This is a genomic window from Aestuariicoccus sp. MJ-SS9 (assembly GCF_032586235.1).
Taxonomy (GTDB): Bacteria; Pseudomonadota; Alphaproteobacteria; order Rhodobacterales; family Rhodobacteraceae; genus Aestuariicoccus.
This window is the reverse complement of record NZ_JAWHTD010000013.1, coordinates 39,325-64,851: the sequence shown is the minus strand read 5'-3', so window position 1 is coordinate 64,851 and position 25,527 is coordinate 39,325. Positions and strand designations below refer to the sequence as shown.

Sequence of the window (25,527 nt, the reverse complement as noted above, 5' to 3'; positions counted from 1 at the left end):
ATCCTGCTGCCGGCTTGCGCCGCGTTGACCGCCTGTTCGCCGCAGGCGCAGGACGCGTTTGCGCGCGACGCCGCCCGCGCGGCGGTGACGCCGGTTCTGACCGAACGCTTCCCCGGCGTGCCGCTGGAGCCCACGCTCGATTGCGTCATCGACAACGCCAACGCCACCCAGATCCGCGCGCTCGCGCTCGATGGCGTGACCGGCCCCACCGAAAGCACCGTACAGATCGTTTCCGATATCGTCTCGAAGCCCGAGACGCTCACATGTTTGGCAGCCGAAGGCCTGCCCGCCCTGCTTCAATAGGAGAGAGACATGGTTCAGCTGACCCTCCCGAAGAATTCGAAGATCCGCACAGGCAAGACCTGGCCCAAACCCGAAGGGGCCACGAATGTCCGCAAGTTCAAGATCTACCGCTGGAACCCGGACGACGGGGAAAATCCCCGGGTCGACACCTATTTCGTCGACCTGGACAAATGCGGGCCGATGGTTCTGGACGCGCTGATCAAGATCAAGAACGAAATCGACCCGACCCTGACCTTCCGCCGGTCGTGCCGCGAGGGGATCTGCGGGTCCTGTGCGATGAACATCGACGGGATCAACACCTTGGCCTGTATCTACGGGCTGGACGAGATCAAGGGCGACGTGGCGATCTACCCGCTGCCGCATATGCCGGTGGTCAAGGACCTGATCCCCGACCTTACGCATTTCTACGCCCAGCATGCTTCGATCATGCCCTGGCTGGAGACCAAGACCAACCGTCCGGCGAAAGAATGGAAGCAGTCGATCGAGGACCGCAAGAAGCTGGATGGCTTGTATGAATGCGTGATGTGCGCCTCGTGCTCGACCTCGTGCCCGAGCTACTGGTGGAACGGTGATCGCTATCTGGGGCCGGCGGCGCTTCTGCATGCCTACCGCTGGATCATCGACAGCCGCGACGAGGCGACGGGCGAGCGTCTGGACGAGCTGGAGGATCCCTTCAAGCTGTATCGCTGCCACACGATCATGAACTGCGCCAAGACCTGTCCCAAGGGTCTGAACCCCGCCAAGGCCATTGCAGAGATTAAGAAAATGATGGTCGAACGCGCGGTGTGACGCCGCGCGCCGCTCGTCGCCAAGGCGACATCGCCCCGCCCGCCGTCCCGTGGGGCGCTCTGGTCTGAGGGGGTGGGATGCTTGTCATCGCCGGTCTGATCCTGGCCTTCATCCTGATCGCCGTCTTTCAGAACCGCGCCACCCGGCTTTGCCGGTGGCGGATGCGGCGCGAGGGGGGCGAGACGTCGTGGCGCTGTGTCTATTGCGGGGCCACGGCGCGCGGCGAAAGGCCGAAAACGTGTCTTCGGGACAACACTTGAAAAAGGTGCGGAGGATTTCGCGGCGGGCCGAAAAAACCGCTTGAACGAATCCCGTTGACGGCCCATATGCGCGCTCAAGGACGCCAACGCACGCACCTCTGTCGAGGTGGGCAATTCAACACCCACGCGGTTACGTAGCGACGGTAACGTCTCCCTTGGAACTGAGCGGTCTCATGCCGGGAAACCGGACACGGCCGGGTCTGATTGGAGATGACCATGAACGCATACGTGACCGGGCTGACCGCCCGCGATGCCGCACCCGTATCCCGCACCGAAGCCTACATCGCGCAGAACGTGTTCGACCGCCCGACGCTGGTGGTCGACGGCGACGCGGTGGCCCGTCAATACGCGGCCCTTGCCCAGGGGCTGGGGCGTGCGCGGATCCATTATGCGGTCAAGGCCAACCCGGCGCCGGACATCCTGCTCCGCCTGGTGGTTGCCGGGTCGAACTTCGACGCCGCCAGCCGGGTCGAAATTCAGATGTGCCTCGACGCAGGGGCGCAGCCGGCGCAGATCTCGTTCGGCAACACCATCAAGCGCGCGTCGGACATCGCCTGGGCGCATTCGGTGGGCGTGACGCTCTTCTCGGTCGACGCCGAGGAAGAGATGGAAAAGATCGCGGCGAACGCGCCCGGTGCAGAGGTCTATGTCCGGCTGATCGTCGACGCCTCCGAGGCCGACTGGCCGCTGTCGCGCAAGTTCGGCTGCGCCCGTGACAAGGCGCTGGGGCTGCTCGACATGGCGGTTGCGCTCGGCCTGCGGCCGGTGGGCTTTTCGTTCCACGTCGGGTCGCAGACCCGTCGTGCGGCGATGTGGGCGCCGACGCTGGATCAGGTGGCCGCCGTTTGGCACGCCGCCCGCGACGCAGGTCACACGCTGAGCCTGCTGAACATCGGCGGCGGGTTCCCGGCCTTCTACGGTCAGGACATCGACGCGCCCGCGGCCTATGCCGCCGAGGTGATGCGCCTGGTGACCGAGCGTTTCGGCCATGTGCCGCACATCATGGCGGAGCCGGGCCGGGGTCTGGTGGCAGAGGCCGGCGCCATCGCCGCCGAGGTGCTGCTGGTGTCGCGCAAGTCCGAGAACGACCTGCACCGCTGGGTCTATCTGGACATCGGCCGTTTCTCTGGCCTGGCCGAGACCGAGGGCGAGGCGATCCGCTATCAGTTCGGCACCGACCGCGACCACGAGCCGACCGGCGCGTGCATCCTCGCGGGGCCGTCCTGCGACAGCGCGGACGTGCTTTACGAGCGTCAGCCGGTGCAGCTTCCGCTGGGCCTGCGGGCGGGCGACCGGATCGTGATCCGGTCCTGCGGGGCCTATACCTCGACCTATTCGAGCGTGGGCTTCAACGGCTTCCCGCCGCTGGACGTGGTGGTGATCTGAGTCGGAGGCCCCGGGGCAAGCCCGGGGCTGCGTCGCGCATTCCTTATCGGAACGACCTGGGAGTTTGCCGTGGGAGGAGCGGTGTCCCGTTAGGTCAGTCTTGCTGCCCCAATGTTTCGCACGCGAAACATTGGGGCAGGGGCTATGACATTTAACTTATTGATTCTTTGAGGATTATTGACGGTCGGTAAAGGCGCCGCGCGCAGCCTATTGCTTGGGCTTGTCGTCGTATTCGCCGGACAGGATGCGCTGTGCATTGCCTTCGGGGTCATCGTATTGCCGGCTGCGCAGGGCGAACAGAAACGCCGCCAGCCCCAGCCCGCCGAGGATCAGGGAAATCGGGATCAGATAGGCCAGCACGGTCATCGCATCACCTCAGGCGCAGGGCGTTCAGGGAGACTGTAATCGACGAGGCCGACATGGCCAAGGCGGCGATCAGCGGTGAGCAGAGCCCGGCGATGGCCAGCGGCACGGCGATCAGGTTGTACCAGGTCGCGATGCTGAAATTCTCGCGGATGCGGCGGGTGGCCTTTTGCGCGACACTCAGCGCCTCGGCGATGGGGGCGAGGCTCTGGCCCAGCAGCACGATATCCGAGGCCACGCGCGCGGCGTCGAGCGCGGAGGCAGGCGAGATCGAGACATGCGCGCCCGCCAGCGCGGCGGTGTCGTTGAGCCCGTCGCCCACCATCAGCACGCGGTGTCCCTGATCGGTCAGCGCGGCGATATGGGCGGCCTTGTCCTCGGGCAGCATTCCGGCCTGCCAGGTCTGGACGTCGAGACGCGCGGCCAGATCGGCGACGGGGCGTTCCGCGTCACCCGACAGCAGCGCCACGTTCAGCCCGGCGCTTTTGAGCGCCGTCACCAGTTCGTCCGCGCCGTCGCGCAGGCGGTCGGTGAAGTGAAAGGGGCGCGCGGGCGCGTCGCCGATCCTGAGCCAGGCAGCGGTCTGTGCGGCCTCGGGTGCATCCAGCCAGTCGGCACGGCCCAGGCGGACGGTCTGGCCTTGCCATGTGCCTTCGGTGCCGTGGCCGGGGCGTTCGGTGATGTCTGTCACCTCTGCGGGCGTGATACCGGCGGCGCGGGCGGCAGAGGTCAGCGATTGCGACAGCGGGTGGGCGGAGCTCTCGGCCAGGGCCAGAGCGATGGCCTGTTCGGTGTCGTTGAAGGCGTCTAGGTTGGTCAGCTCGGGCGTGCCTGCGGTCAGCGTGCCGGTCTTGTCGAAGACCACGGTGTCGACCTGCGCCAGTCGCTCCAGCGCGGTGGCTTCCTTGATCAGCATCCCCTTGCGGAAGAGCCGCCCCGAGGCGGCGGTGGTGACCGCGGGCACGGCCAGACCCAGCGCGCAGGGGCAGGTGATGATCAGCACCGCGGCGGCGATGTTGAGCGCGACGCGCAGGTCGCCGCTGTAGGCAAGCCAGCCCAGGAAGGCGAGCGCCGAAAGGATGTGAACGCCGGGGGCATAAAGCTTGGCGGCGCGGTCGGCGAGGCTGGTGTAGTTCGAGCGCCCGGCCTCGGCCACGGCCACCAGATCGGCCAGCCGGTGCAGCGAGCTGTCGCGCCCCACGGCGGTGGCGCGCAGGGTCAGCGGGCCGGTCAGGTTGACCTCGCCCGCGCTGACCATCAGGCCGGGGGCGGCGGGCACGGGCAGAGTCTCGCCGGTCAAGAGCGAGCGGTCGAGTTCCGAGCTGCCCTCGATCACCTCGCCGTCGACGGGCATCCGCCCGCCGGGGCGCACCAGGACGCGGTCGCCGACGGCAAGCTCGGCGACCGGGACCTCGGCGGTGCCGGTGGCGGTGACCCGCAGGGCGCGGGGCACTTCGAGCGCGGCCAGTTCCTGCGCGGCCGACCGCGCGATGGCGCGGGTGCGGTGGTCCAGATAGCGGCCCGCCAGCAGGAAAAAGGTGAGCGCGACGGCGGCGTCGAAATAGGCGTGCTCGCCCGACAGCGCGGTTTCCCAGAGCGAGGTCGCGACCGCCAAGAGGATCGCCAAAGAGATCGGCACGTCCATGTTGAGCGCCCCCGCCCGCAGCGCCGTCCAGGCGTTGCGGAAGAAAGGCTGGGCCGAGAAGGCCACGGTGGGCAGGGCGATGGCGGCGGAAATCCAGTGGAACATGTCGCGGGTGGGGCCCTCGGCCCCGGACCAGACGGCGACCGACAGCAGCATGACGTTCATCGCCGCAAAGCCCGCGACTGCCAGCCGCATCAGCAGATCGCGCCCCGCCTTGTCGGCCTGGGTCGCGGTCAGGGCAGTGGCGTCAAGCTCGTGCGCCTCGTATCCCGCGGCCTCGACCACCGGAATGAGGTCGGCGGCGGTGACGCTCGGGTCGGCCTCGACCGTCACGCGCTTCATGGTGAGGTTGACGCGCGCCGAGCGGACGCCCGGTGTCTGGCCCAGAGCGCGCTCGACCTTGGTCATGCAGGCCGAGCAATGGATCGTGGGCAGCGACAGGATCAGCTGGCTGTCGCGGGGCTGCGTGGCCTCGGCCAGCGCCTCGGCGGCGGGGGCCGCGGCGCAGGCGGGGCAGGCGGAGATCGGCGCGCGCATCGTCGCGGTCATGGGGTTACTCCGTCACGTGCAGGACGACGCGCTGTTCGAAGGGCGTGCCGTCGAGCGCGGTGGCCTTCATGCGGATGTTCCAGTTGCCCGGGCGCAGGCTTTCGCGGGCGACATAGGCGCGGCCGTCAAAGGCGAAATCCGGGGTGCGGTCGTCGCGCACATGGGTGGCGCGGCCCAGCACGGCGTCGAGCGTGCCGGCCTGCACGGGCCGGCCGTCGGCGTCGGTGATCGACAGGATCAGCAGGCCGCCGGTGGCGCGGGCGTCGACCGACCAGCCCAGCGTTTCCTGCGCGTCGCGGCGGCTGTCGAAGCTTTGGCTGGCGACGTAGGAATTCTTGACCTCGAGCCCGGGGAAGGTGCTGATGGCGCTGTAGGCCAGCACCAGGTTGACCGAGATGATGACGGCGAAGGCGCCGCCGAAGATCGCCAGCGCGTGCCAGCCGGTGAGTTTGCGTTCGTGGGTCATTGTGTTGCCGTCCCGTTGAAGATCGTGTCGGTATAAGCGCGCTCGCCGTTCGAGGTGTCCTCGACCCAGAGGCGCATGTCGGTGCGTTCGGCCCGTGCCGGGGCCGATCCGCCGGGGGCCACCACGTAGACCCGCTGCAGGTAGGTCTCGTTGGCGGGCACGGTGACGGTCTCATAGGGTGTTCCCTCGAGCTGGATGCGCAACGCGGGGTCGCCCTTGACGGTCAGGCGGAAGGGCCGGTCGTCGCCGTGCTTGTTCAGCAGCCGCACGTCGTAGGTGTTGCGGATCGATCCGTCCGACAGCGTCACGAACTGCGGGTTGCGCACGGGCGCGACGGTCATCTCGATATCCGCCCGGATGAAGAGCGCAAAGAGCAGCCCAAGCCCCACCAGTGACCACAGCGTGGTGTAGAGGATCGTGCGCGGGCGGAAGACGTGCTGCCAGACGGGGCGCGGCGGGTGGCCCTCACGCTCGCGCGGCTCGTCCGACAGGGCGATATAGTCGATGAGGCCGCGCGGCTTGCCGATCTTCTCCATCACGTCGTCGCAGGCGTCGATGCAGAGCGCGCAGGTGATGCATTCCATCTGCTGGCCGTCGCGGATGTCGATGCCCATGGGGCAGACGTTGACGCAGGCCATGCAGTCGATGCAATCGCCGAGGTTTTCGGCCCCCTCGCCCTTGCGGTGCTTGCCGCGCGGCTCGCCGCGCCAGTCGCGGTAGGCGACGGTCAGGGTGTCCTCGTCCATCATGGCGGCCTGGATGCGCGGCCACGGGCAGGCGTAGATGCAGATCTGTTCGCGCGCGAAGCCGCCAAAGAAGAAGGTGGTCGCGGTCAGGATGAACATGGTGGTGTAGGCCACCGGATGCGCCTGGCCCGTCACCAGATCGCGCGCCAGCGTCGGCGCGTCGGTGAAATAGAACACCCAGGCGCCACCGGTCGCCAGCGCGATCAGGAACCAGGTTACCCATTTGGTCAGCCGCAGCCGGATCTTGCGCGCGTCCAGCTTTTTCTGCCGGTGCAGGCGCAGGCGGGCGTTGCGGTCGCCCTCGATCCAGCGCTCGACCAGGATGAAGAGGTCGGTCCACACCGTCTGCGGGCAGGCATAGCCGCACCAGACCCGTCCCAGCGCCGAGGTAAACAGAAACAGCCCCAGCCCCGCCATGATCAGCAGACCGGCGACGAAGTAGAACTCATGTGGCCAGATCTCGATCCAGAAGAAGAAGAACCGCCGCCCGGCCAGATCCACCAGCACCGCCTGATCGGGCAGGTTCGGCCCCCGGTCCCAGCGCAGCCAGGGCGTGATGTAGTAAATGCCCAGGGTGACGATCATGATCAACCATTTGAGGTTGCGGAAGGCGCCGCTGACCCGTCTGGGAAAGATCGGTTCACGGGCGGCGTAGAGGGAAGGGGGGGTATCGGCCACGAGGGGGCGCTCCGCTTGCGGGTTTTCTTGCGCCCCTTTTGGCAAGCGGTGGCAGCGGGGGCTTTGACATGGGTCAATTTCTATATCTTTAAGATATCTATTTGCGCGCCGCCTTTCGCAGCCATTTGAGAAAGGTCTTGAGCGGCGGGCGCGGCACGCCCGGCGCGGTGACGATGTGATAGGCCCGGTCGCGGTCGCCCTCGAAGAGCAGCAGCAGCCGGCCCGAGGCGATATCCTCCTCGACCGCCGGCCGCGTGGTCAGGGCGAGGCCCTGGCCCTGCCGAACGCCGTCGATCATCAGGTTGCCCGGCACATGGAGGACGCCCGCCCGGGGGGGGCCGGTGACGCCAAGCTGGGATTGCCAGCTTTGGGCCTCGCTCTCGCCGAACTCTTGCAGCCAGGGGTAATCCAGCAGCTCTTCGGGGCTTTGCGGCGGCGTGCCGTTGAAGAGCGACGGCGCGCCGACCACCACCAGGGGCGCGGCCAGCAGGAATTCGCAGTCGAGCCCCGGCCACGGCCCGGTGCCATAGCGCAAGGCCACGTCGACGCCGCCGGGGGCGGGGTCGGAAAAGGCGGGGCTGGGGTTGATCATCAGCTCGACCTCGGGTGCCGTCTGGCGGAACTCGGCCAGCCGCGGCATCAGCCAGATCGCGCCGAAACTGGGTGTGCACGAGATCTGCAGCGGCCGTTCGGCATCGGCCCCGGTCACGGCTTCGATCACCTGCGCCATGCGGCCGAATCCCTCTTCCAGGACGCGCGCCAGCTGGACGCCTTCGGGCGTCAGGGTCATCTGGCGGTTACTGCGGTCCAGCAGCGCCACCCCGAGATGGGTCTCAAGCTTACGCAGCTGCTGGCTGACGGCGGCGTGGCTGACGTTCAGCGCGGCCCCCGCCCGGGTGACCGATCCGGTCAAGGCAAAGGCCGAGAATGCGCGCAGCGATGACAGCGGGGGAAGGTCGGGAACGGGCATATGTCAGTGGAACTTACAGATGTGTATTTTTAATGGCTCGCATGGATAGCGGGTTTGGTCAAGCATGGGCGGGCAGATTCAGAACAGAGGAAACATGGATATGTTCTACACCTTAGCCAGAAGTTTCATGATTGCCAGCCGTAACGACAGCCGCACGATCCTGGAAGACGCCCAGTGGCTGGACGATGCGCGCCGTCGCCGGTCGTCGCCCGTGCAGACGGACGCCATGCGGAGGCAGCGCGATGATTGACCCCGTGGTGTATATCTCGGATCTGATGTTTCGCCGCGAAGGGGGCACAGCACGGCAGCCGCGCCGACCGGGGCGCGGCGGGCGCTGGATCGTGCCGGTGCGGTTCTGGGCGGCGCGATAAGCGTGAAACGAATTGCGCCCGGCCGTGGGGCCGGGCGCTGATCGGTGCAACTCTAGGATTGCGTCATGAAAAAAGCGCCGGCCATCAGGAAACGCGCGAACAGTTTTTGATGGCCGGCGCTGTCCCCCCGACGGCGTGCCGCCGGGGAACCGGTGTTTACTCGCCGCCGCCCAGGCCGTGGACATATGTCGCCACGGCGCGGATTTCGGCATCGCTCAGGCGGTCGGCCCAGGACGGCATCACCCCGAAGCGGGAGTAGGTGACCGTCTCGACCAGCGTGTCATAATCGCCGCCGTAGAGCCAGATTGCATCGGAGAGGTTGGGCGCGCCTTGATAAATGTCACCCGCCGCGTCCTCGCCGTGGCAGCCCGAGCAATTGATGTCGTAGACCTCTTGCCCCTGCGCCACGAGGCTGGCGTCCATCGGCTCTCCGGACAGCGACATGACGTAGTTGACAACCGCGGGGATCTCGCCGTCTTCGAGCAATTCGCCGAAGGCGGGCATTTCCGACCAGCGGGCATCCGGGTCGTTTTCGTTGCGGATGCCGTGGGCGATGGTCTGGTGGATCGATTCGATGTCACCGCCCCAGAGCCAGGCGTCGTCCAGCAGGTTGGGATAGCCCGCCGCCTGAACGCCCGCCGCACCCGAGCCGTGGCATTGCGCGCACCAGGTGCGGAACACCGCGCCCCCGGCCTGGGTGGCGTAGGTCAGAAGTTCGGGATCGTCGGCGATGGCCGTCAGCTCGACCGAGGCCAGCTTGGCGTTGATCTCGGCGTTGGCCGCTTCGACGGCGGCGATGTCCTCGGCCACCTGCGCGCGGGTCGAGAACCCCAGCAGACCGGGGGTCGCCTCCTTGATGCCGGGCCAGGCCGGGTAGGCGATGGTATAGCCCACACCCCAGACGATGGTGGCGTAGAAGGTCCAGAGCCACCAGCGCGGCAGGGGTTTGTTGTATTCCCGGATCCCGTCCCATATGTGGCCGGTTGTCTCGTAATCGAGATCGTCGTCTTTACGGGCGTTCATGTCCGCGCCTCCTTTTCGGCGGGTGTCTTGGGTTCGGCCAGGGGCCGGTCTTCGTTGCGCAGCGGGATGCTTGCGGCGTCGCTGTGCGTGGACCCGCTGCCCGGGCGAAAGGCCCAGAAGACCACGCCGGCGAAGAACAGGAACAGTGCCAGCAGGACCCAGCTGTCGGCGAGCTGCCGAAGGAAGGTGTAGGTTTCCATCGGGGCCTCCTTAGCGGCTGGCGTCGGGCGTGAAGGTCGAGAAATCGACCAGCGTGCCCAGCATTTGAAGATAGGCGATCAGCGCGTCCGCCTCGGAGACACCGGGGCGTCCGTCGAAGTTGCGCACGTTCACCGCTTCGCCATAGCGTTCCAGCAGCCCGTCGGTGTCGCTGTCGGGGTCGGCCTGGGCGCGGAAGTCCGCCTGCGCCGCCTCGATCATCTCGTCCGAATAGGGCACGCCGACGATGGCGTTGGTGGCCATCAGGTCGCCGATATACTTGCCGTCGATCAGCGTGTCCTCGAGGAAGCCGTATTTCGGCATCACCGATTCCGGTACCACCGCCTGCGGGTCGCGCAGGTGATCGACGTGCCATTCGTCCGAATAGCGACCGCCGACCCGGGCCAGATCCGGCCCGGTCCGCTTGGAGCCCCACTGGAACGGATGGTCGTACATCGATTCCGCCGCAAGGCTGTAGTGGCCGTACCGCTCGACCTCGTCGCGCATCGGGCGGACCATCTGGCTGTGGCAGACGTAGCAGCCCTCGCGGATGTAGACGTCGCGCCCGGCCAGTTCCAGCGGGGTGTAGGGGCGCATGCCCTCGACTTCCTCGATGGTGTTCTCGAGGTAGAAGAGCGGCACGATCTGCACCAGACCGCCGATGGTGACGACAAGGAAGCTGAGGATCAGAAGCAGGGTGGCGTTGCGTTCGATAACGCCGTGCTTTTGCAGAATGGTTGACATGTCTGGGCCTCCTTATTCGGCCGGCGTGGCGTGAGCGATGGCGGCGGCTTCGTCCTTGGCCTTGCCGCGTGTCACCGTCATCCACAGGTTGACGCACATGATGATGGCACCGGCCAGGTACATGACCCCGCCCAGACCGCGCACGACATACATCGGGAACTTGGCGGCGACGGTGTCGGCGAACGAGTTCACGAGGAAGCCGTTGGGATCCACTTCGCGCCACATCAGGCCCTCCATGATGCCGGTCACCCACATGGACGCCGCGTAGAGAATGATGCCGATGGTGGCGAGCCAGAAGTGCCAGCTGACCATGCTGAGGCTATAGAGCCGCTCGCGGTTCCACAGACGCGGCACCAGGAAGTAGAGCGCGCCGAAGGTGATCATGCCGTTCCAGCCAAGCGCGCCGGAATGCACGTGCCCGATGGTCCAGTCGGTGTAATGCGACAGCGAGTTGACCGCGCGGATCGACATCATCGGCCCTTCGAAGGTGGACATGCCGTAGAAGCCGAGGGAGATCACCATCATGCGGATGATCGGGTCGGTGCGCAGCTTGTCCCAGGCCCCGGAAAGGGTCATCAGGCCGTTGATCATGCCGCCCCAGCTGGGCATCCAGAGCACGATCGAGAACACCATGCCAAGGGTCGAGGCCCAGTCTGGCAGGGCGGTGTAATGCAGATGGTGCGGACCGGCCCAGATGTAGATGAAGATCAGCGCCCAGAAGTGGATGATCGACAGCTTGTAGCTAAAGACGGGGCGTTCGGCCTGTTTCGGGACGAAGTAATACATCATCCCCAGAAAGCCCGCAGTCAGGAAGAAGCCCACCGCGTTGTGGCCGTACCACCATTGCACCATGGCGTCCTGCACGCCGGGCCAGACGATGACCGACTTGCTGCCCCAGATGCTGACCGGGATGGTCAGGTTGTTGACCACGTGGAGCATGGCGACGGTGACGATGAAGGACAGAAAGAACCAGTTGGCCACATAGATATGCGGCTCTTTGCGTTTGATGATCGTGCCCAGGAACACTGCCAGATAGGCGACCCAGACGATGGTCAGCCACAGATCGACGTACCATTCCGGTTCGGCGTATTCCTTGGACTGCGTGCCGCCCAGCAGATAGCCGGTGGCCGCCAGGACGATGAAGAGCTGATAGCCCCAGAACACGAACCACGGCAGGTTGCCGCCCCAGAGCCGCGCGGCCGAGGTGCGCTGCACGATGTAGAAGGACGTACAGATCAGCGCGTTGCCCCCGAACGCGAAGATCACCGCCGAGGTGTGCAGCGGCCGCAGTCGTCCGAAATTGGCGTAGCCCTCGGCCCAGTCGAAGTTCAGCGCCGGAAAGGCAAGCTGAAACGCGATGAACGTGCCCGCAAGAAAGCCGACGACGCCCCAGAAGGCGGTGGCGATCACGCCTGCGCGGATCACATCGTCCATGTAGCTCAGTTCGGCCGCACCCGAGGCGGCGGCCCGGACCGGCTCATCGGTACGGCGCAGCACCCACAGGAACATGCCGCCCGCGATCACCATGATCAGGATGGCATGGACCATATAAGCCACGTCGCGCGCGTAGCTGGCGGCGATCATGGCGAATACCGTGATCAGGCCGAGCGCGATCAGCTTGATATAATTCAACATTTTTCGTCCCTTCGTCTAACCCGCACGATTCGTAACGCCGCACAGGCGGTTTTGACTGCCCCGTAGATGCGGGTTTTGCCCCCGCGCTACCTTGATCTGCGTCAACCTTTGGCGGGCATGTGGTTGACCGGGGTCAAAGTGCGACTCTTTGCGCGTCGCTAACGTGAAGGCGCAAACTCACGGAGCGGAGCACACGATGGCCTACAATTCCATTCTGACAGTCTTGACCGATGCGGACCTGGCGGATGCCACGCTGACGCAGGCGAAGGCGCTTGCCTCGGCGCATGACGCGCATCTGGATGTGCTGTGTCTTGGCGTCGACCGGACGCAGACCGGGTATTACTATGCTGGCGCGAACGCGATGGTCCTGCAAGAGACCCTGCAACGCGCCGGTAACGAGGCCAGCGAGCTGGCCGAGCGGGCCCGGAAGCAGCTGACCGGCACCGCCCTTCGCTGGGCGGTCGAAGAGGGCGTCGCGCAGCTGGCCGACATCGCCCGTCACGTCGCCTCGCGGGCGCGGTTCAGCGATCTGGTCTGCCTGCCCATGCCCTACGGCAAGGATCACGGGGTCGAGCTTGAACCGGTGACCGAGGGGGCGCTTTTCGACGGGCATGTGCCGGTGATGATCTGGCCCGACGGCTACCCCGCCATGACCCCGCCCAAGCGCATCGCGCTGGCGTGGAACGAAAGCCCCGAGGCGATGCGCGCCGCGCGCGCCGCGCTGCCGCTGCTCTGTGCCGCCGAGGTGGTGCATATCGTGGTGATCGACCCGCCGCGCCACGGCCCGACCCGGTCCGATCCCGGCGGGATGATGGCGCAGTTCCTGGCTCGCCACGGGGTGCATGCGGATATCGACGTGTTGTCCAAGACCATGCCGCGGGTGTCGGACGTGCTGGTGCGCCACGTGTCGGACATGAGCGCCGATCTGGTGGTCATGGGCGCCTATGGCCATTCGCGGTTCCGCGAGGCCATTCTGGGTGGTGCGACGCGGAACATGCTCGAAGTGTCGCCTGTGCCGGTCTTCATGACGCACTGACGCGCCCGGCGCGAAGCGGGGTCAGGGGTGGCGGATCCGCCCGTCGGAGATGTCGACCGCCTGTCCCGCCACGTGAACGGCGTCCAGCGCGCCGCCTTTGGTCAGGATCCGCAGGGCGATGCGGCTGGGGCGGCCCATCTCGACGCCCTGTTGCAGGGTGACGCGGGTCTCACCCTCGGCCAGGTCGCCCGAGGCCAGCAATTGCGCCGCGAGGATAGCGCTGGCCGAGCCTGTGTCCGGATCCTCGGGGATGCCGGCGGTGGGCGAGAACATCCGCGCGCGATACCCGCCCTGCGGCAGCGGGGTATAAAGATAGGCGCTGTCCACGGCGGCGCGGGTCATCGTCTCGGACCAGGTGGGCTCATGCGGGCGGGCCTCGGCCAATGCGTCGAGGCTGCCCACCGGGATATAAAGGAACCGCGGCCCGCCTTCCCAGACCGCCGGGGCGTGCGTGCCAAAGCCGATCGCGTCGCGGCCAAGCCCGATGGCGCGGGCCAGCAGGTCGGCGGGCGGCGTCGTGCCCCGGGTTGCGGCGTGCGGCACGACCGGGGCCGTCAGCTCGGCCCAGCGGGCGCCGTTTTCGCACCAGACCCGCACCGGCACCAGCCCAGCCTCTTCCTCGAGCCGCAGAACGGTGTCGATGTCGCCCTCGCCATGCATCCGCTGCGCCAGATACAAAGCGCAGCCGATGGTCGGGTGCCCGGCGAAGGGGATCTCGGCCGTGGGGAAAAAGATCCGCACCTTGGCGGTGTTTGCCGGGTCCGCCGGGCGCTGGACGAAGATCGTCTCGGACAGGTTGAATTCGCGCGCGATGGTCTGCATCGCGTCGGTGGTCAGCCCGTCGGCGTCCAGAACGACCGCCAGCGGATTGCCGGAAAACGCACCATCGGTGAAGACATCCAGCGTGGCAAAGGCCAGCGCGCCGCCCTGGTCAGGCAAGGATGCCGCCGTCGGTATCGTCGCCTGCCTCTTCCAGAAGGCGGCTCATGTCGGGGACGATGACGTGGCGCTTGCCCTGAAGCTCGATCACCCCGTCGCGCTTGAGCGCCGACATCTGGCGGCTGACCGTCTCGAGCGTCAGGCCGAGGTAATCGGCCATCGCCTCGCGGGTGAGCGGCAGGTCGAAGACGATGCGGTCTTCGTTCGCCCGCTGCTGGAGCGAGGCGTCCCGCCGGGCGATGATCGACAAGAGCGAGGCGATCTTTTCGCGCGCGGTCTTGCGGCCCAGCACCAGCATCCATTCCCGCGCGGCATCAAGCTCGTCGAGGGTCATTTCCAGCAGGCGGTGCGCGATGTGCGGCGTGCGGGTCATCATGTCCTCGAACGGGGTCTTGCGGAAACAGCACATCACCAGGTCGGTCGTCGCCACCACGTCATAGGCGGCGGAGCCGCGGCCCGGGCGGCCGACGAAGTCGCTGGGCAGCAGCAGCCCGACCATCTGCGTGCGCCCGTCCTCCATCGTCTGGGTCAGGGTGGCGATGCCCGACACCACGGACGCGACGAAATCCATCTTGTCGCCGGACCAGACCACGGTCTGGCCGGCCTCGAACTTGCGGTAATACTTGATCTGTTCCAGGCGCTCGAGCTCGTCCGCCTCGCAGCGCGCGCAAACCGCGCGATGCCGGATGGGACAGTCGCCGCAACTTTGGGAAACAGAAAGGGACTGGTCGTTCAATAGCGTCATTTTCGGCCCTTGATCTGGGTCAAAGAAGTACCCGTCGGTACAGATCTAAGTGTAAATCCATGATGACACGAACACAACTTGCCAAGCTGGGTCTCTTTGACGCGAAAGTGCCGCGATACACCAGCTATCCCACCGCGCCGCATTTTGCCGGTGGGGTAGGATCCGCCCAGTTTGTCGAGTGGATCGAAGCAATCCCGGAACATTCTGACATCTCGCTCTATCTGCATGTGCCGTTCTGTCGCAGGCTGTGCTGGTTCTGCGCCTGCCGCACCCAAGGCACCGCCACCGGCGCGCCGGTCGCGGCCTATGTGGAAACGCTGCAGGCCGAGCTGGCGCTCTTGCGCGCGCATCTGCCGCGCGGGGTGCGGCTGTCGCGGCTGCATTGGGGCGGCGGCACGCCGACGCTGCTGACGCCGGATCTGATCCGCGCGCTGACCGCTTCGGTGCGCGAAGTGGCGGATTTCGCCGAGAACGCCGAATTCTCGGTCGAGATCGACCCCAACGAGGTCGACGAGGCCAGGCTGGACGCGCTGGTCGAAGGCGGGCTCAACCGCGCCTCGATCGGGGTGCAGGATTTCAACGACGCGATCCAGCAGGTGATCGGGCGGATCCAGGGGTTCGACATCACCCGCCGGACGGTCGACATGATCCGCGAGCGCGGCGTGCCCAGCCTGAACGCCGACATCCTCTTTGGATTGCCGGACCAGTCGCGCGCGCGCATCACCGAGACGGTGCAAAAGCTGTTGTCGCTGGCCCCCGACCGGGTCGCGCTTTACGGCTATGCGCATGTGCCCTGGATGGCCAAGCGCCAGCAGCTGATCCCGTCGGACGCGCTGCCCACGCCGGAAGAGCGGCTGGCGCTGTTCGAGACCGCGCGGCGGCTCTTCGTCTGGGACGGCTATGCCGAGATCGGCATCGACCATTTCGCGACGCAATCCGACGGGCTGACCATCGCGCAGAAGACCGGGCGGCTGCGGCGCAATTTCCAGGGCTATACCGACGACACGGCGTCGGTGCTGATCGGGCTTGGGGCGTCGTCGATTTCGCGCTTTCCGCAGGGCTATGCCCAGAACGCCCCGGCCACCTCGGCCTATACCAAGGCGGTGCGGGAGGGCCGGTTCGCGGTGTCGCGCGGTCATGTGTTCACGGGTGAGGACAAGCTGCGCGCGCGTCTGATCGAGGCGCTGATGTGCGACTTCCGCATCCGCAGCGACGAGATTTGCAGCACATTCGGCATCGGCCGCGAGGCGCTGCAGGCGATGTTCCGCAAGGCGTCCTCCGAGTTCGAGAACCTGCTGGAGGTGACGGAGGACGGGCTCTTCGTCCCGCGCGAGGCGCGGCCGCTGACCCGGATGATCGCGCGCAGCTTCGACGCCTACGACCTCAGCCGCGCGGGGCACAGCTCGGCGATCTGAAGGGGTGCGGGCTGGGGAGCCACGTAAGGCTCACGGCGTAACAGGCACGGAATCAAGGCCGCTGGCCGCCGTGCCAGCGCCGACCCGCCCCCCGGGGCGGCGCTTTGGCTGTCGTCGGCGCTTTGCTCGTTGCCCGCAATGAGTTGGCTGCAATAAAGCGCGTAGAATGGCTGTCAGGCGCGCCACCCCGCGGGTCGGCGCTGGCACGGCTGCGCGTTCCGTCATGGGTAAAGCCAAGACCCCGGCCGGTGTCGAAGCCGCGCCATCCCATGGGCAGGCGCTGGTCGCGGCTCGGAGCGTGACGGGCGCGGACTCAGGTCCTTGCCGTCACCCCGTCAGATCGAAGGCGGCGGAGAGGAGCGTTTTCGTGTATTCCGTCTTGGGCGCGTCGAAAATCTCGGCGGCCGATCCGTATTCGACGACGTCGCCCTGTTTCATCACGATGACCTTGTGGCTCATCGCGCGGACGACCTTGAGGTCGTGGCTGATGAAGAGATAGGCGAGGTCGTACTTGCGCTGCAGGTCGCGCAGAAGGTTCACGATCTGCACCTGGACGGTCATGTCCAGCGCCGAGGTCGGTTCGTCCAGCACCACCAGCCGGGGCCGCAGCACCATGGCGCGGGCGATGGCGATGCGCTGGCGCTGGCCACCGGAGAATTCATGCGGATAGCGGTGCATCGTCGCCGGGTCGAGGCCGACCTCGGTCATCACCTCGGTCACGTGTTCGCGGTGCGACCGGCCGTCGGGCGCGCCATGCACGCCCAGCCCCTCGGCGATGATCTGTTCGCAGGTCATGCGCGGGCTGAGGCTGCCGAAGGGATCCTGGAAGACGATCTGCATTTCCGAGCGCAGGCGGCGCAGTTCCCGGGTGGACCATTTGCGCACGTCCTGGCCGCGATAGGTGATCCCGCCTTCGGACGCGATGAGCCGCATGATGGCCAGCGCCAGGGTGGTCTTGCCCGAGCCCGATTCGCCGACGATGCCGACGGTTTCGCCGGCGCGCACGGTGATCGAGGCATCGTTGACCGCCTTGACGTAGCCCACGGTGCGTTTGAGCAGGCCTTTCTGGATCGGGAACCAGATCTTGAGATTGTCGGTCCGGGCCACCTCCTCGGCCCCTTGCGGGACCTCCTCGGGGGAGCCGGTGCTTTCGGCGGAAAGCAGCATTTTCGTGTAGGGGTGTTTCGGATCGGCGAAGATTTCGGCGGTGGGGCCGGATTCGACGATCTGGCCGTCCTTCATCACGCAGACCCGGTCGGCGATCTTGCGCACGATGCCGAGATCGTGGGTGATGAAGAGCAGGCTCATATCCTCGGTCGTTTTCAGATCGGCCAGCAATTGCAGGATCTGCGCCTGGATCGTGACGTCGAGCGCGGTGGTCGGCTCATCCGCGATCAGCAGGTCCGGCCCGTTGGCCAGCGCCATGGCGATCATCACCCGCTGGCGCTGCCCGCCGGAGAGCTGGTGCGGATAGGCGCCGAGCCGGCTTTCGGGGTCGCGGATGCCGACCTTGGTCAGCAGATCGAGGATGCGCGCGCGGGCAGCCTCGCCCACCAGCCCCTGGTGCAAGGCGAGCGATTCCGCCAGCTGCTTTTCCAGCGTGTGCAGCGGGTTGAGCGAGGTCATCGGTTCCTGGAAGATGAAGCTGATGTCGTTGCCACGCACCTTGCGCAACAGCGCGTCGTCGGCGCCGATCATTTCCTGGCCGTTGTATTTCACCGATCCGAAGACGGACGCACTGTCGCCCAGCAGCGACACGGTCGACAGCGCCGTGACCGACTTGCCCGACCCGCTTTCGCCCACCAGGGCCACGGTTTCGCCCTTGTGCACGGAAAAGCTGACGCCCTTCACCGCGTGGGTGACGGCCCCATCCTGCTGGAAGCTGACGGCGAGCGATTCGACTTCGAGCGTGGCGCTCATGCGTCGAGGCCTTTGCGGATTTCGGCCGTGGAGGGGGCGCTGCCCCCGCCTGCGGCCCCCCCGGAGTATTTTTGCCAAGAAGAAGCAGCAGGGTCGGTCATGAGAAGGTCTTTCGGGGGTCGAAGGCATCGCGCACGCCTTCGAAGATGAAGACGAGCAGCGACAGCATGATGGCGAAGACGAAGAAGGCGGTGAAGCCGAGCCAGGGCGCCTGCAGGTTCTGCTTGGCCTGTAGCGTGAGTTCGCCCAGCGAGGGCGCCGAGGAGGGAAGGCCGAAGCCCAGGAAATCGAGGCCTGCCAGTGTGCTGATCGTGCCGGTGACGATGAAGGGCAGCATGGTCACGGTGGCGACCATGGCGTTGGGCAGCATGTGGCGGAACATGATCTTCCAGTTCGAGACGCCGAGCGCCTTGGCGGCGCGGACGTATTCGAGGTTGCGCGCGCGCAGGAATTCCGCGCGCACCACGCCCACCAGAGCGACCCAGCCGAAGAGCACCGTCAGGAAGACCAAGAGCCAGAAACTTCGCCCCAGGATCGCGAAGAGGATGATGATGACGTAGAGCGACGGGGTGGAGGCCCAGATCTCGATGATGCGCTGGAAAATGAGGTCGATCCAGCCGCCGAAATAGCCCTGCACGGCGCCGGCGAAGATGCCGATGGCCGAGGAGAGCACCGTCACGATCAGCGTGAAGAGGATCGACAGCCTAAAGCCGTAGATCACCCGGGCGACCACGTCGCGTTTGGTGTCGTCGGTGCCCAGCCAGTTCTGGTCGTTGGGCGGCAGCGGGGCCGCGCCGGGGCGGTCGACGGGGGTCTGATAGCTGTAGGGGATGAGCGGCCAGAGCATCCAGCCCTTGTAGAAATCGCCATCGAGCACCATGCCCTGATCGACCTGTTCGATCAGGCCTTCGGGGTCGTCGAAACATTCCTCGAGCCCGCCGGTGCGGATCAGGCATTGCACCTCGGGGTCGCGGTAGGCGGCCTCGGTCCGGAAGTCGCCGCCAAAAGCGGTTTCGGGATAGAAGCTGGTGATCGGGGTGAAATATTCGCCGCGGTACTGCACCAGGATCGGTTTGTCGTTGGCGATGAACTCGGCAAAGAGCGACAGGCCGAAGAGGATGCCGAAGATCCAAAGCGACCAATAGGCACGGCGGTTTTTCTTGAAGTTGCGCCAGCGGCGCTGGTTCAGCGGCGACAGTGTGAAGCGGCCCGGCGGGGTGGGCGGCACATGCGGCGGCATGCCCGGCACATGGGCGGGCAGCACGTCGGGGTTCAGTTCCTGCTGCGGATCGGGTTGGGTCGCCATGGGTTCAGCCCTCCCGTTTCTCGAAGTCGATGCGGGGGTCGACGAGCACGTACATCAGGTCCGACAGGATGCCGACCACCAGCCCGATCAGCCCGAAGATGAAGAGCGTGCCGAAGATCACCGGGTAGTCGCGCGCGACCGCCGCTTCAAACCCCAGCCGGCCCAGACCGTCGAGCGAGAAGATCGTCTCGATGATCAGCGAGCCAGAGAAGAAGACGCCGATGAAGACCGCCGGAAAGCCCGCGATCACGATCAGCATGGCGTTGCGGAAGACATGGCCGTAGAGCACCTGGCTTTCCTTCAGCCCCTTGGCGCGGGCGGTCATGACGTATTGCTTCTTGATCTCGTCGAGAAAGCTGTTCTTGGTCAGCAGGGTCAGCGTCGCGAAGGCCGAGATGGTCGAGGCGATGACCGGCAGCGCGATGTGCCAGAAGTAATCGGCGACCTTGCCCAGCAGGCTCAGCTCGTCGAAATTGTCTGAGGTGAGGCCGCGCAGTGGGAAGATCTGAAAGTACGAGCCGCCCGCGAAGAGCACCAGCAGCAGGATCGCGAAGAGAAAGCCCGGGATCGCGTAGGCCACGATGATCGCGCCAGAGGTCCAGGTGTCGAAGGCGGTGCCGTCCTTGACGGCCTTGCGGATGCCCAGCGGGATCGACACGATATAGGCGATAAGCGTCGACCAGAGCCCCAGCGAAATCGACACCGGCATCTTTTCCAGCACCAGGTCGATCACGCTGATCGAGCGGAAATAGCTCTCGCCGAAATCGAGCGTCATGTAGTTCCACAACATCGACAGAAAGCGTTCGAGCGGGGGCTTGTCGAAGCCGAATTCCTTTTCCAGCTCGGCGATGAATTCGGGGGGCAGGCCGCGCCGGCCCGCGCCCTCCTCGCTGGCGGCCTCGACCTCTCCGCCGCCGCCGGCGATGCCGGCAAAGACGTCGCCCTCGCCCTCGATCTGGGCGAGGATCTGCTCGATCGGGCCACCCGGCACGAATTGCACCAGCGTGAAGTTGATGATCATGATCCCCAGCAGGGTGGGAATGATCAGCAGAAGCCGTCTTAGGATGTAGGCGCCCATCGCGGGTTACAGCGCCCCCGCGTCGCGCATCGCCTGGGCCTTGTCCTCGTCCCACCACCAGATCGAGGTGGTGCCCAGCGACATCGGCGGCGGGTTGTCGGTATAGGGGCGGCCGAAGACGTCGAGATAGGCGATGTTGTGTTCGCCCTTGTACCATTGCGGCACCCAGACATGCATGGCGCGCAGCACCCGGTCGAGCGCCTTGACGGCCGTGTCCAGTTCCTCGCGCGATTTGGCGTCGGCGATGACGCGGATCAGCTTGTCGACGGCGGGGTTGTCGATGCCCGCCAGGTTCACCGACCCGGGCGTGTTCGCGGTTTCAGACCCGAAGATCGACTTTAGCTCGTTGCCCGGGGTCTGGGACATGCTGAAGCGCTGGGTGACCATGTCGAAATCGAAGTTCTTTTCGCGCTCCTGGCTTTCGGCCGGATCGACACGGTTCGATGCGGCGTCGACGCCGAGCCGTTTGAGGTTCTCGATATAGGGGTTGATGATGCGGTCGAAGCTGGGGCTGTCGTTCAGCACGTCGATGGTCAGCTTTTCGCCGTCCTTGTAGCGGAAGCCGTCGTCGCCCACCTCCCAGCCGGCCTCGTTCAGCAGCCTTCCGGCGCGGCGCAGCACGCGGCGGTCGGCCAGATCGTCCGCATCCGACACGGCGGGGGTGAAGGCCGGTTCGGTAAAGACCGTTTCGGGGATGTCGGCGCGCAGCGGCTCCAGCAGCGCCAGCTCGGCCTCGGTGGGCATGCCCTCGGCCTGCAGGGTGGGCGAGTTTTCCCAGAAGCTGTCGGTGCGTGCATAGAGCCCGTAGAAGAGCGATTCATTGGACCATTCGAAATTGAACGCCATGCCGATCGCCTCGCGCACGCGGGCGTCCTGGAATTTCGGCAGGCGCAGGTTGAACCAGAAGCCCTGGGTGCCGGCGGGGCGGCCGTCGGGCAGGGTTTCCACGATCACGTGGCCTTCGTCGATGGACGGGAAATTGTAGGACGTGCCCCAGACCTTGGACGAAAACTCCTCGCGGTAGAGGTACGCACCGGCCTTGAACGCCTCGAAGGCGGTGGTGTAATCGGCGAAATATTCGAACTTCAGCACGTCGAAATTGTTGTGGCCGACGTTTACGGGCAGGTCCTTGGCCCAGTAATCGTCGCGCCGCTTGTAGGACACGGTGCGGCCCGGTTCGATCTCGAGCAGGTCGTAGGGGCCCGAGCCCATCGGCGCCTCGAGGCTCGATTCGCCGAAATCGCGGGTCTCGTAATAGGCCTTGGAAAAGATCGGCAGGCCGCCCGCCGTCATCAGCAATTCGCGCAGCGGGCCTTCGGGGTCGAAGGTGAACTTGACGGTGTGGGTGTCCAGCGCCTCGACCGTTTCGAAATATTCGAAGGTGGTCTTGAAGGTCGGGCGGCCCTCTTCGAGCAGGATGTTGTAGGAAAAGACCACGTCCTCGGCGGTGACGGGCGTGCCGTCGCGGAACGTGGCCTCGGGGCGCATGCGGAAGATCACCCATTCGCGGTTCTCGGGGTATTCCAGAGAGTCCGCCACCAGCCCGTACATCGCGTCCGGCTCTTCAAGGTTGCCGGTCAGCAGGCTGTCGTAGAACAGCGTCGCCCCCGAGGCCGCGTTGCCCTTGAGGATATAGGGGGTCAGGCTGTCGAAGGTGCCGAAAGCCCAGGTCGAAAAGGTGCCGCCCTTGGGCGCGTCGGGATTGGCATAGTCGAAATGAGTGAAATCGGGGCCGTACTTCAGATCGCCGAAGGTCGAAACGCCATGCGATGTGACGATCTTTTGATCCTCGGCCGTGCTGGCCATGGCGGCCATGGCCAGGCCAAGCGCCGAAAGAAGCGTGAAGATCAGCACCAGGTGGCGGCGGGCGTCGACGGCCTTGGCCCGGGCCTGCGATTGTCTCTTTCTCATATGCTCCCCTCCGGAGGTTTTGCGTACCTTCCCTTGTGAACTAAGCTAAGGGCCAGCCGCTTCCACATTCAAGGTGAGATTGCGTGATCGTGAAGCAAAGCGGGCGGAAATGAAAAAGGCCGCTGCACGAGGCAGCGGCCCTTTGGAAAATTCACGGTCGCGGCGATCAGCCATCCAGCGAATCGAGCCAGGCGATCAGGTTGGCGCGGTCTTCGGGCTTTTTCAGACCGGCATAGCCCATCGTGGTGCCCGGGGCCCAGCCCTTGGGGTTCTCGAGGAAGGCGTTGAGGTTCTCTGGCGTCCAGACATCCGCCTGTTCGCTCAGCGCGCCGGAATAGGCGAACCCCTCGGACGCGCCGATGTCGCGGCCCACGACGCCGTTCAGGTGCGGGCCGGTCGCGTCGGTGCCGTCGATCTTGTGGCAGGCGCGGCACTTGCCGAACACCTTCTCGCCGTCGCCCAGATCGGCCGCCGCCAGAAGGGCACCGAAATCCACGACTTCCTCTTCGGCCGCGCCGCTGTCTTCCTCGCCGGTCTCGATGACATAGGCCTGCGCATGTTCGCCGTGACCGCCGCCGACGTGGTACAGCGATTCGGCCGCCCATTTGCCCAGCAGGAAAATCAGCAGCGACCCGCAAAGGCCGCCGACTACCTTGGTGAACGTCATCGTATCAAGCATGGGTCGTGTGTCCGTCTGATAGCTTTGGTTTGCGCGGGTATCTATGGCTTCCCTCCACCTAAGGCAAGGTATAGAAGCCGCGACCAAACGCCCTTGCGGGCGACAAACGTGGGGACGATGCGCTATGACCGGCCGAATTGCTTTCCAGGGCGAGCCCGGCGCCTATTCCGACCAGGCCTGCCGCGACGCGCGGCCCGAAATGGAGCCGCTGCCGCGCCGCACCTTCGAGGATTGCATCGAGGCGGTCCGCGACGGGTCCGCCGACCTGGCGATGCTGCCGGTCGAGAACACCACCTATGGCCGCGTCGCCGATATCCACCGGCTCTTGCCGGAAAGCGGTTTGCGCATCGTGGACGAGGCCTTCGTGCGGGTGCACATCAGCCTGATGGCCCTGCCGGGCGTCAAGATCGACGAGCTGGAACTGGTGCGCGCGCATCTGGTGCTCTTGCCGCAGGCGCAGAGCTTTCTGTCGCAATACGGCATCCGAAGCGAAGCGGCGGCCGACAGCGCCGGCGCCGCCGCCGAAATCGCCGCGGCGGGCGATCGTCGGGTGGGCGCGCTGGCCTCGGATCTCGCGGCAGAGCTCAACGGGCTCGAGATCCTCGCCCGCCATATCGAGGATCATGACCACAACACCACGCGCTTTTTGATCATGGGGCGCGAGGCCGACCTCAGCCGCCGCGGCGATCACGGGATGATGACGACCTTCGTCTTCCAGGTGCGCAACATTCCGGCGGCGCTCTACAAGGCGATGGGCGGCTTCGCCACCAACGGCGTGAACATGACCAAGCTGGAAAGCTACATGGTGGGCGGGTCGTTCACCGCGACCCAGTTCTACGCCGATATCGAGGGCCACCCCGACGATCCGCCCGTCGCCCGCGCGCTGGAAGAGCTGGCCTATTTCACCGACATGCTCGAGATCCTCGGCGTCTATCCGCGCGACCCCGGCCGGGATTGATCCAGCGGAGCGCGCCTTCGGCGCGCGCTGGTTTCCGGTCTGCCTGGCCGGCGCAATACGCTTGAGATCGGGTCCGCGGGTTCCGGACTTTGGGCCACGGGAACAGCCTCCGATCGCTCCGGCCCCTCCGTTTCATCTGGTCAAAAATATCCCGGGGGTCCGGGGGCAGCGCCCCCGGCCCGGCGCGGATCAGATCAGCAGGCCGCCCGCTCTTTCGTGCTTCAGCAGCCAGATCTTGGTCTCGACGCCCGTTCCGCCGGAGAACCCGCCCAGCCCGTTGCGGCCCAGTACCCGGTGGCAGGGGATGAGGATCGGGATTGGGTTGCCGCCGCAGGCCTGGCCCACGGCCTGGGGCGGGGCGTTCAGGGCCCTGGCGATCTCGCCATAGGTCAGGGTGTCGCCGAAGGGAATCGCTGCCATCGCGGCGCAGACCTGTTTCTGGAACGCCGATCCGGCGGGCCGCAGGGGCAACTCGAAGTCCGTACGGTCGCCGGCGAAATACGCCTCCAGCTGTTGCGCCGCGTCGCGCAGCAGCGGCGTGTCCTCGGCGCCGCCCTCGGCCCATGCCAGCGCCGTTATCGCGCCTTCCTCTTCGGTAATCGTCAGCGGGCCCAGAGGGCTTTGGACGGTCATGCGGCGGGGGCGGTCGGGGCCGGTCATCGTCCGGCACCTTCGCGCAGGCTCAGCCGGATCGGACCGCGCGCGGTGACCGGGTCGACCGAGGCGCCCCGTTGCGTGGCGCGCAAAGCGGGCAGGTCGGCGGCGACGCGGCGGATGCGCGGCATCAGCCCCCGCCAATCCGAGGCGAGGGCGCGGGCGGCTTCGGAGGGGCAAAAGCTCTTGCCCGCCCCGCGTGCCCGTGCCAGCGCCATCAGCGTGGCCGCGATCCGGTCGTCACTCGGGGCCATAGCGGCGGCGTTCCACGGTCACCCGGCCCTCGGCATCGCTGCGGACGATGGCCAGATCGCCGTAGTCCAGCGGCGGCGGCGTGGGCAGGGCCAGCGCCTCCCATATCGCGGTGATGTTGCCCTTGTTGCCGACCCAGAGGACGTGGCCCCCGGCGCTGTCGCGCACCAGCCGCGCGGTCGGGTTTTCCTGCGGACGGTGCTGCACCGGCAGGCTGCGGGCGGCGGCGATGGGGGCTGCGGTGTCGAGGTTGCGTTGGATGCCGGGGCTGTAGATCGCATCGAGCGGCAGCGCCGCCAGCGCGCCGGTCAGCGCCTGCGCCCGGGCGCGGCCCCGGTCTGACAGATCCTCGCCGTCGCGGTCGCCGTGCCGCGTGACATAGAGCGTTGTTCCGGGCGCGAGCCGTAGCGGCCCCGACGCCGCGCCGCAGCCGGCCAAAAGCGCCACGCCGCCGAAAATGACCGTCCTGCGATCCATGATCCGATCCTCCGCACAGGTCCAAGCCTGT

At 66.3% G+C, this 25,527-nt stretch carries 28 protein-coding genes; 9 read left to right on the top strand and 19 right to left on the bottom strand.

Features of this window, described 5'->3' with window-relative positions:
- The first annotated feature begins 24 nt into the window (after positions 1 to 24).
- From RXV88_RS11240 to RXV88_RS11225, 4 genes are all read left to right on the top strand, one after another.
- Positions 25 to 303, top strand: a complete 279-nt coding sequence (locus RXV88_RS11240) for a hypothetical protein (RefSeq protein WP_316292878.1) — start codon at positions 25 to 27, stop codon at positions 301 to 303.
- 9 nt (positions 304 to 312) lie between these two features.
- On the top strand, positions 313 to 1,092 hold the full coding sequence (locus tag RXV88_RS11235) for a succinate dehydrogenase iron-sulfur subunit (protein ID WP_316292876.1): 780 nt from the start codon (positions 313 to 315) through the stop codon (positions 1,090 to 1,092).
- Between the two features lie 77 nt (positions 1,093 to 1,169).
- Positions 1,170 to 1,352, top strand: a complete 183-nt coding sequence (locus RXV88_RS11230) for a hypothetical protein (RefSeq protein ID WP_316292875.1) — start codon at positions 1,170 to 1,172, stop codon at positions 1,350 to 1,352.
- 216 nt (positions 1,353 to 1,568) lie between these two features.
- On the top strand, positions 1,569 to 2,738 hold the full coding sequence (locus tag RXV88_RS11225; RefSeq protein WP_316292945.1) for a type III PLP-dependent enzyme: 1,170 nt from the start codon (positions 1,569 to 1,571) through the stop codon (positions 2,736 to 2,738).
- 207 nt (positions 2,739 to 2,945) lie between these two features.
- Here the strand turns inward: RXV88_RS11225 and ccoS are convergent, their stop codons facing one another.
- The 5 genes from ccoS to RXV88_RS11200 all read right to left on the bottom strand — a co-directional run bounded on the left by ccoS (position 2,946) and on the right by RXV88_RS11200 (position 8,155).
- Positions 2,946 to 3,104: a cbb3-type cytochrome oxidase assembly protein CcoS gene (ccoS, locus tag RXV88_RS11220; protein WP_316292873.1), complete on the bottom strand. Its 159-nt coding sequence runs from the start codon at positions 3,102 to 3,104 to the stop codon at positions 2,946 to 2,948.
- 4 nt (positions 3,105 to 3,108) lie between these two features.
- Positions 3,109 to 5,295, bottom strand: a complete 2,187-nt coding sequence (locus RXV88_RS11215; RefSeq protein ID WP_316292871.1) for a heavy metal translocating P-type ATPase — start codon at positions 5,293 to 5,295, stop codon at positions 3,109 to 3,111.
- 4 nt (positions 5,296 to 5,299) lie between these two features.
- A complete protein-coding gene (locus tag RXV88_RS11210; RefSeq protein ID WP_316292869.1) occupies positions 5,300 to 5,761 on the bottom strand; it encodes a FixH family protein in 462 nt (153 codons plus the stop codon).
- Positions 5,758 to 7,185: a cytochrome c oxidase accessory protein CcoG gene (ccoG, locus tag RXV88_RS11205; protein WP_316292867.1), complete on the bottom strand. Its 1,428-nt coding sequence runs from the start codon at positions 7,183 to 7,185 to the stop codon at positions 5,758 to 5,760. Before ccoG ends, RXV88_RS11210 begins: the two co-directional genes overlap by 4 nt.
- A 97-nt stretch (positions 7,186 to 7,282) precedes the next feature.
- On the bottom strand, positions 7,283 to 8,155 hold the full coding sequence (locus tag RXV88_RS11200; RefSeq protein WP_316292865.1) for a LysR family transcriptional regulator: 873 nt from the start codon (positions 8,153 to 8,155) through the stop codon (positions 7,283 to 7,285).
- Between the two features lie 94 nt (positions 8,156 to 8,249).
- On the opposite strand from RXV88_RS11200, the gene RXV88_RS11195 reads away from it, so the two are divergent.
- Both RXV88_RS11195 and RXV88_RS11190 read left to right on the top strand, forming a co-directional pair.
- Positions 8,250 to 8,405: a hypothetical protein gene (locus tag RXV88_RS11195; protein ID WP_316292863.1), complete on the top strand. Its 156-nt coding sequence runs from the start codon at positions 8,250 to 8,252 to the stop codon at positions 8,403 to 8,405.
- A complete protein-coding gene (locus tag RXV88_RS11190) occupies positions 8,398 to 8,526 on the top strand; it encodes a hypothetical protein (protein ID WP_316292861.1) in 129 nt (42 codons plus the stop codon). The genes RXV88_RS11195 and RXV88_RS11190 overlap by 8 nt, the downstream gene beginning before the upstream one ends.
- A 156-nt stretch (positions 8,527 to 8,682) precedes the next feature.
- On the opposite strand, the gene ccoP is transcribed toward RXV88_RS11190, so the two are convergent.
- Genes ccoP through ccoN form a run of 4 tightly spaced genes read right to left on the bottom strand, consistent with a single transcriptional unit; the run spans position 8,683 to position 12,126 of the window.
- Entirely contained in the window at positions 8,683 to 9,549 is an 867-nt protein-coding gene (gene ccoP, locus RXV88_RS11185) for a cytochrome-c oxidase, cbb3-type subunit III (RefSeq protein ID WP_316292859.1), read from the bottom strand.
- Positions 9,546 to 9,749, bottom strand: coding sequence for a cbb3-type cytochrome c oxidase subunit 3 (locus RXV88_RS11180; RefSeq protein WP_316292858.1), 204 nt, complete (start codon positions 9,747 to 9,749; stop codon positions 9,546 to 9,548). The genes ccoP and RXV88_RS11180 overlap by 4 nt, the downstream gene beginning before the upstream one ends.
- Positions 9,750 to 9,759: 10 nt before the next feature.
- Positions 9,760 to 10,491 carry a cytochrome-c oxidase, cbb3-type subunit II gene (gene ccoO / locus RXV88_RS11175; RefSeq protein ID WP_316292855.1) on the bottom strand — a complete coding sequence of 244 codons (732 nt, stop codon included), beginning with the start codon at positions 10,489 to 10,491 and terminating at the stop codon, positions 9,760 to 9,762.
- Between the two features lie 12 nt (positions 10,492 to 10,503).
- Positions 10,504 to 12,126 (bottom strand): cytochrome-c oxidase, cbb3-type subunit I, encoded by a 1,623-nt coding sequence (gene ccoN, locus RXV88_RS11170; protein ID WP_316292853.1) that lies wholly within the window; start codon positions 12,124 to 12,126, stop codon positions 10,504 to 10,506.
- Positions 12,127 to 12,322: 196 nt separating this feature from the next.
- Between ccoN and RXV88_RS11165 the strand changes: the two genes are divergently transcribed.
- Complete coding sequence (locus tag RXV88_RS11165) at positions 12,323 to 13,162, top strand: universal stress protein (protein ID WP_316292852.1); 840 nt, start codon at positions 12,323 to 12,325, stop codon at positions 13,160 to 13,162.
- Positions 13,163 to 13,183: 21 nt separating this feature from the next.
- Here the strand turns inward: RXV88_RS11165 and RXV88_RS11160 are convergent, their stop codons facing one another.
- Together RXV88_RS11160 and fnrL are read right to left on the bottom strand one after the other, a co-directional pair.
- The gene (locus RXV88_RS11160; RefSeq protein ID WP_316292851.1) at positions 13,184 to 14,101 is read right to left on the bottom strand and encodes a PhzF family phenazine biosynthesis protein; all 918 of its coding nucleotides are present in this window, start codon (positions 14,099 to 14,101) and stop codon (positions 13,184 to 13,186) included.
- Entirely contained in the window at positions 14,094 to 14,846 is a 753-nt protein-coding gene (fnrL, locus tag RXV88_RS11155; RefSeq protein WP_316292848.1) for a transcriptional regulator FnrL, read from the bottom strand. Before fnrL ends, RXV88_RS11160 begins: the two co-directional genes overlap by 8 nt.
- 59 nt (positions 14,847 to 14,905) lie before the next feature.
- Between fnrL and hemN the strand changes: the two genes are divergently transcribed.
- The gene (gene hemN, locus RXV88_RS11150) at positions 14,906 to 16,261 is read left to right on the top strand and encodes an oxygen-independent coproporphyrinogen III oxidase (RefSeq protein WP_316292846.1); all 1,356 of its coding nucleotides are present in this window, start codon (positions 14,906 to 14,908) and stop codon (positions 16,259 to 16,261) included.
- A gap of 327 nt (positions 16,262 to 16,588) precedes the next feature.
- Here hemN and RXV88_RS11145 read toward each other — a convergent pair whose 3' ends face one another.
- From RXV88_RS11145 to RXV88_RS11125, 5 genes are all read right to left on the bottom strand, one after another.
- A complete protein-coding gene (locus RXV88_RS11145; RefSeq protein WP_316292844.1) occupies positions 16,589 to 18,181 on the bottom strand; it encodes an ABC transporter ATP-binding protein in 1,593 nt (530 codons plus the stop codon).
- Positions 18,182 to 18,278: 97 nt separating this feature from the next.
- Positions 18,279 to 19,421: an ABC transporter permease gene (locus RXV88_RS11140; RefSeq protein ID WP_316292943.1), complete on the bottom strand. Its 1,143-nt coding sequence runs from the start codon at positions 19,419 to 19,421 to the stop codon at positions 18,279 to 18,281.
- A 70-nt stretch (positions 19,422 to 19,491) separates the two neighbouring features.
- Complete coding sequence (locus RXV88_RS11135; RefSeq protein ID WP_316292843.1) at positions 19,492 to 20,565, bottom strand: microcin C ABC transporter permease YejB; 1,074 nt, start codon at positions 20,563 to 20,565, stop codon at positions 19,492 to 19,494.
- A gap of 6 nt (positions 20,566 to 20,571) precedes the next feature.
- On the bottom strand, positions 20,572 to 22,476 hold the full coding sequence (locus RXV88_RS11130) for an extracellular solute-binding protein (RefSeq protein WP_316292841.1): 1,905 nt from the start codon (positions 22,474 to 22,476) through the stop codon (positions 20,572 to 20,574).
- A gap of 166 nt (positions 22,477 to 22,642) precedes the next feature.
- Positions 22,643 to 23,155, bottom strand: a complete 513-nt coding sequence (locus RXV88_RS11125) for a cytochrome c family protein (protein ID WP_316292838.1) — start codon at positions 23,153 to 23,155, stop codon at positions 22,643 to 22,645.
- 124 nt (positions 23,156 to 23,279) lie between these two features.
- Between RXV88_RS11125 and RXV88_RS11120 the strand changes: the two genes are divergently transcribed.
- On the top strand, positions 23,280 to 24,113 hold the full coding sequence (locus tag RXV88_RS11120) for a prephenate dehydratase (RefSeq protein WP_316292836.1): 834 nt from the start codon (positions 23,280 to 23,282) through the stop codon (positions 24,111 to 24,113).
- A 189-nt stretch (positions 24,114 to 24,302) separates the two neighbouring features.
- On the opposite strand, the gene RXV88_RS11115 is transcribed toward RXV88_RS11120, so the two are convergent.
- From RXV88_RS11115 to RXV88_RS11105, 3 genes are read right to left on the bottom strand one after another with little or no spacing between them, the layout of a single operon-like run.
- The gene (locus RXV88_RS11115; RefSeq protein ID WP_316292834.1) at positions 24,303 to 24,773 is read right to left on the bottom strand and encodes a methylated-DNA--[protein]-cysteine S-methyltransferase; all 471 of its coding nucleotides are present in this window, start codon (positions 24,771 to 24,773) and stop codon (positions 24,303 to 24,305) included.
- Entirely contained in the window at positions 24,770 to 25,021 is a 252-nt protein-coding gene (locus RXV88_RS11110; RefSeq protein ID WP_316292832.1) for a DUF3253 domain-containing protein, read from the bottom strand. The genes RXV88_RS11115 and RXV88_RS11110 overlap by 4 nt, the downstream gene beginning before the upstream one ends.
- The gene (locus tag RXV88_RS11105; protein WP_316292830.1) at positions 25,008 to 25,496 is read right to left on the bottom strand and encodes a histidine phosphatase family protein; all 489 of its coding nucleotides are present in this window, start codon (positions 25,494 to 25,496) and stop codon (positions 25,008 to 25,010) included. The genes RXV88_RS11110 and RXV88_RS11105 overlap by 14 nt, the downstream gene beginning before the upstream one ends.
- Between the last annotated feature and the right edge of the window lie 31 nt (positions 25,497 to 25,527).

What these genes read in the sequence shown, in the direction of transcription:
- RXV88_RS11235 (WP_316292876.1), top strand. Translation starts at nt 313, where the DNA reads ATGGTTCAGCTGACCCTCCCGAAGAATTCGAAGATCCGCACAGGCAAG.
- RXV88_RS11230 (WP_316292875.1), top strand. Translation starts at nt 1,170, where the DNA reads ATGCTTGTCATCGCCGGTCTGATCCTGGCCTTCATCCTGATCGCCGTC.
- RXV88_RS11225 (WP_316292945.1), top strand. Translation starts at nt 1,569, where the DNA reads ATGAACGCATACGTGACCGGGCTGACCGCCCGCGATGCCGCACCCGTA.
- ccoS (WP_316292873.1), bottom strand. Translation starts at nt 3,104, where the DNA reads ATGACCGTGCTGGCCTATCTGATCCCGATTTCCCTGATCCTCGGCGGG.
- RXV88_RS11215 (WP_316292871.1), bottom strand. Translation starts at nt 5,295, where the DNA reads ATGACCGCGACGATGCGCGCGCCGATCTCCGCCTGCCCCGCCTGCGCC.
- RXV88_RS11210 (WP_316292869.1), bottom strand. Translation starts at nt 5,761, where the DNA reads ATGACCCACGAACGCAAACTCACCGGCTGGCACGCGCTGGCGATCTTC.
- RXV88_RS11200 (WP_316292865.1), bottom strand. Translation starts at nt 8,155, where the DNA reads ATGCCCGTTCCCGACCTTCCCCCGCTGTCATCGCTGCGCGCATTCTCG.
- RXV88_RS11195 (WP_316292863.1), top strand. Translation starts at nt 8,250, where the DNA reads ATGGATATGTTCTACACCTTAGCCAGAAGTTTCATGATTGCCAGCCGT.
- RXV88_RS11190 (WP_316292861.1), top strand. Translation starts at nt 8,398, where the DNA reads ATGATTGACCCCGTGGTGTATATCTCGGATCTGATGTTTCGCCGCGAA.
- ccoP (WP_316292859.1), bottom strand. Translation starts at nt 9,549, where the DNA reads ATGAACGCCCGTAAAGACGACGATCTCGATTACGAGACAACCGGCCAC.
- RXV88_RS11180 (WP_316292858.1), bottom strand. Translation starts at nt 9,749, where the DNA reads ATGGAAACCTACACCTTCCTTCGGCAGCTCGCCGACAGCTGGGTCCTG.
- ccoO (WP_316292855.1), bottom strand. Translation starts at nt 10,491, where the DNA reads ATGTCAACCATTCTGCAAAAGCACGGCGTTATCGAACGCAACGCCACC.
- ccoN (WP_316292853.1), bottom strand. Translation starts at nt 12,126, where the DNA reads ATGTTGAATTATATCAAGCTGATCGCGCTCGGCCTGATCACGGTATTC.
- RXV88_RS11165 (WP_316292852.1), top strand. Translation starts at nt 12,323, where the DNA reads ATGGCCTACAATTCCATTCTGACAGTCTTGACCGATGCGGACCTGGCG.
- fnrL (WP_316292848.1), bottom strand. Translation starts at nt 14,846, where the DNA reads ATGACGCTATTGAACGACCAGTCCCTTTCTGTTTCCCAAAGTTGCGGC.
- hemN (WP_316292846.1), top strand. Translation starts at nt 14,906, where the DNA reads ATGATGACACGAACACAACTTGCCAAGCTGGGTCTCTTTGACGCGAAA.
- RXV88_RS11145 (WP_316292844.1), bottom strand. Translation starts at nt 18,181, where the DNA reads ATGAGCGCCACGCTCGAAGTCGAATCGCTCGCCGTCAGCTTCCAGCAG.
- RXV88_RS11140 (WP_316292943.1), bottom strand. Translation starts at nt 19,421, where the DNA reads ATGCCGCCGCATGTGCCGCCCACCCCGCCGGGCCGCTTCACACTGTCG.
- RXV88_RS11135 (WP_316292843.1), bottom strand. Translation starts at nt 20,565, where the DNA reads ATGGGCGCCTACATCCTAAGACGGCTTCTGCTGATCATTCCCACCCTG.
- RXV88_RS11130 (WP_316292841.1), bottom strand. Translation starts at nt 22,476, where the DNA reads ATGAGAAAGAGACAATCGCAGGCCCGGGCCAAGGCCGTCGACGCCCGC.
- RXV88_RS11125 (WP_316292838.1), bottom strand. Translation starts at nt 23,155, where the DNA reads ATGCTTGATACGATGACGTTCACCAAGGTAGTCGGCGGCCTTTGCGGG.
- RXV88_RS11120 (WP_316292836.1), top strand. Translation starts at nt 23,280, where the DNA reads ATGACCGGCCGAATTGCTTTCCAGGGCGAGCCCGGCGCCTATTCCGAC.
- RXV88_RS11115 (WP_316292834.1), bottom strand. Translation starts at nt 24,773, where the DNA reads ATGACCGGCCCCGACCGCCCCCGCCGCATGACCGTCCAAAGCCCTCTG.
- RXV88_RS11110 (WP_316292832.1), bottom strand. Translation starts at nt 25,021, where the DNA reads ATGGCCCCGAGTGACGACCGGATCGCGGCCACGCTGATGGCGCTGGCA.
- RXV88_RS11105 (WP_316292830.1), bottom strand. Translation starts at nt 25,496, where the DNA reads ATGGATCGCAGGACGGTCATTTTCGGCGGCGTGGCGCTTTTGGCCGGC.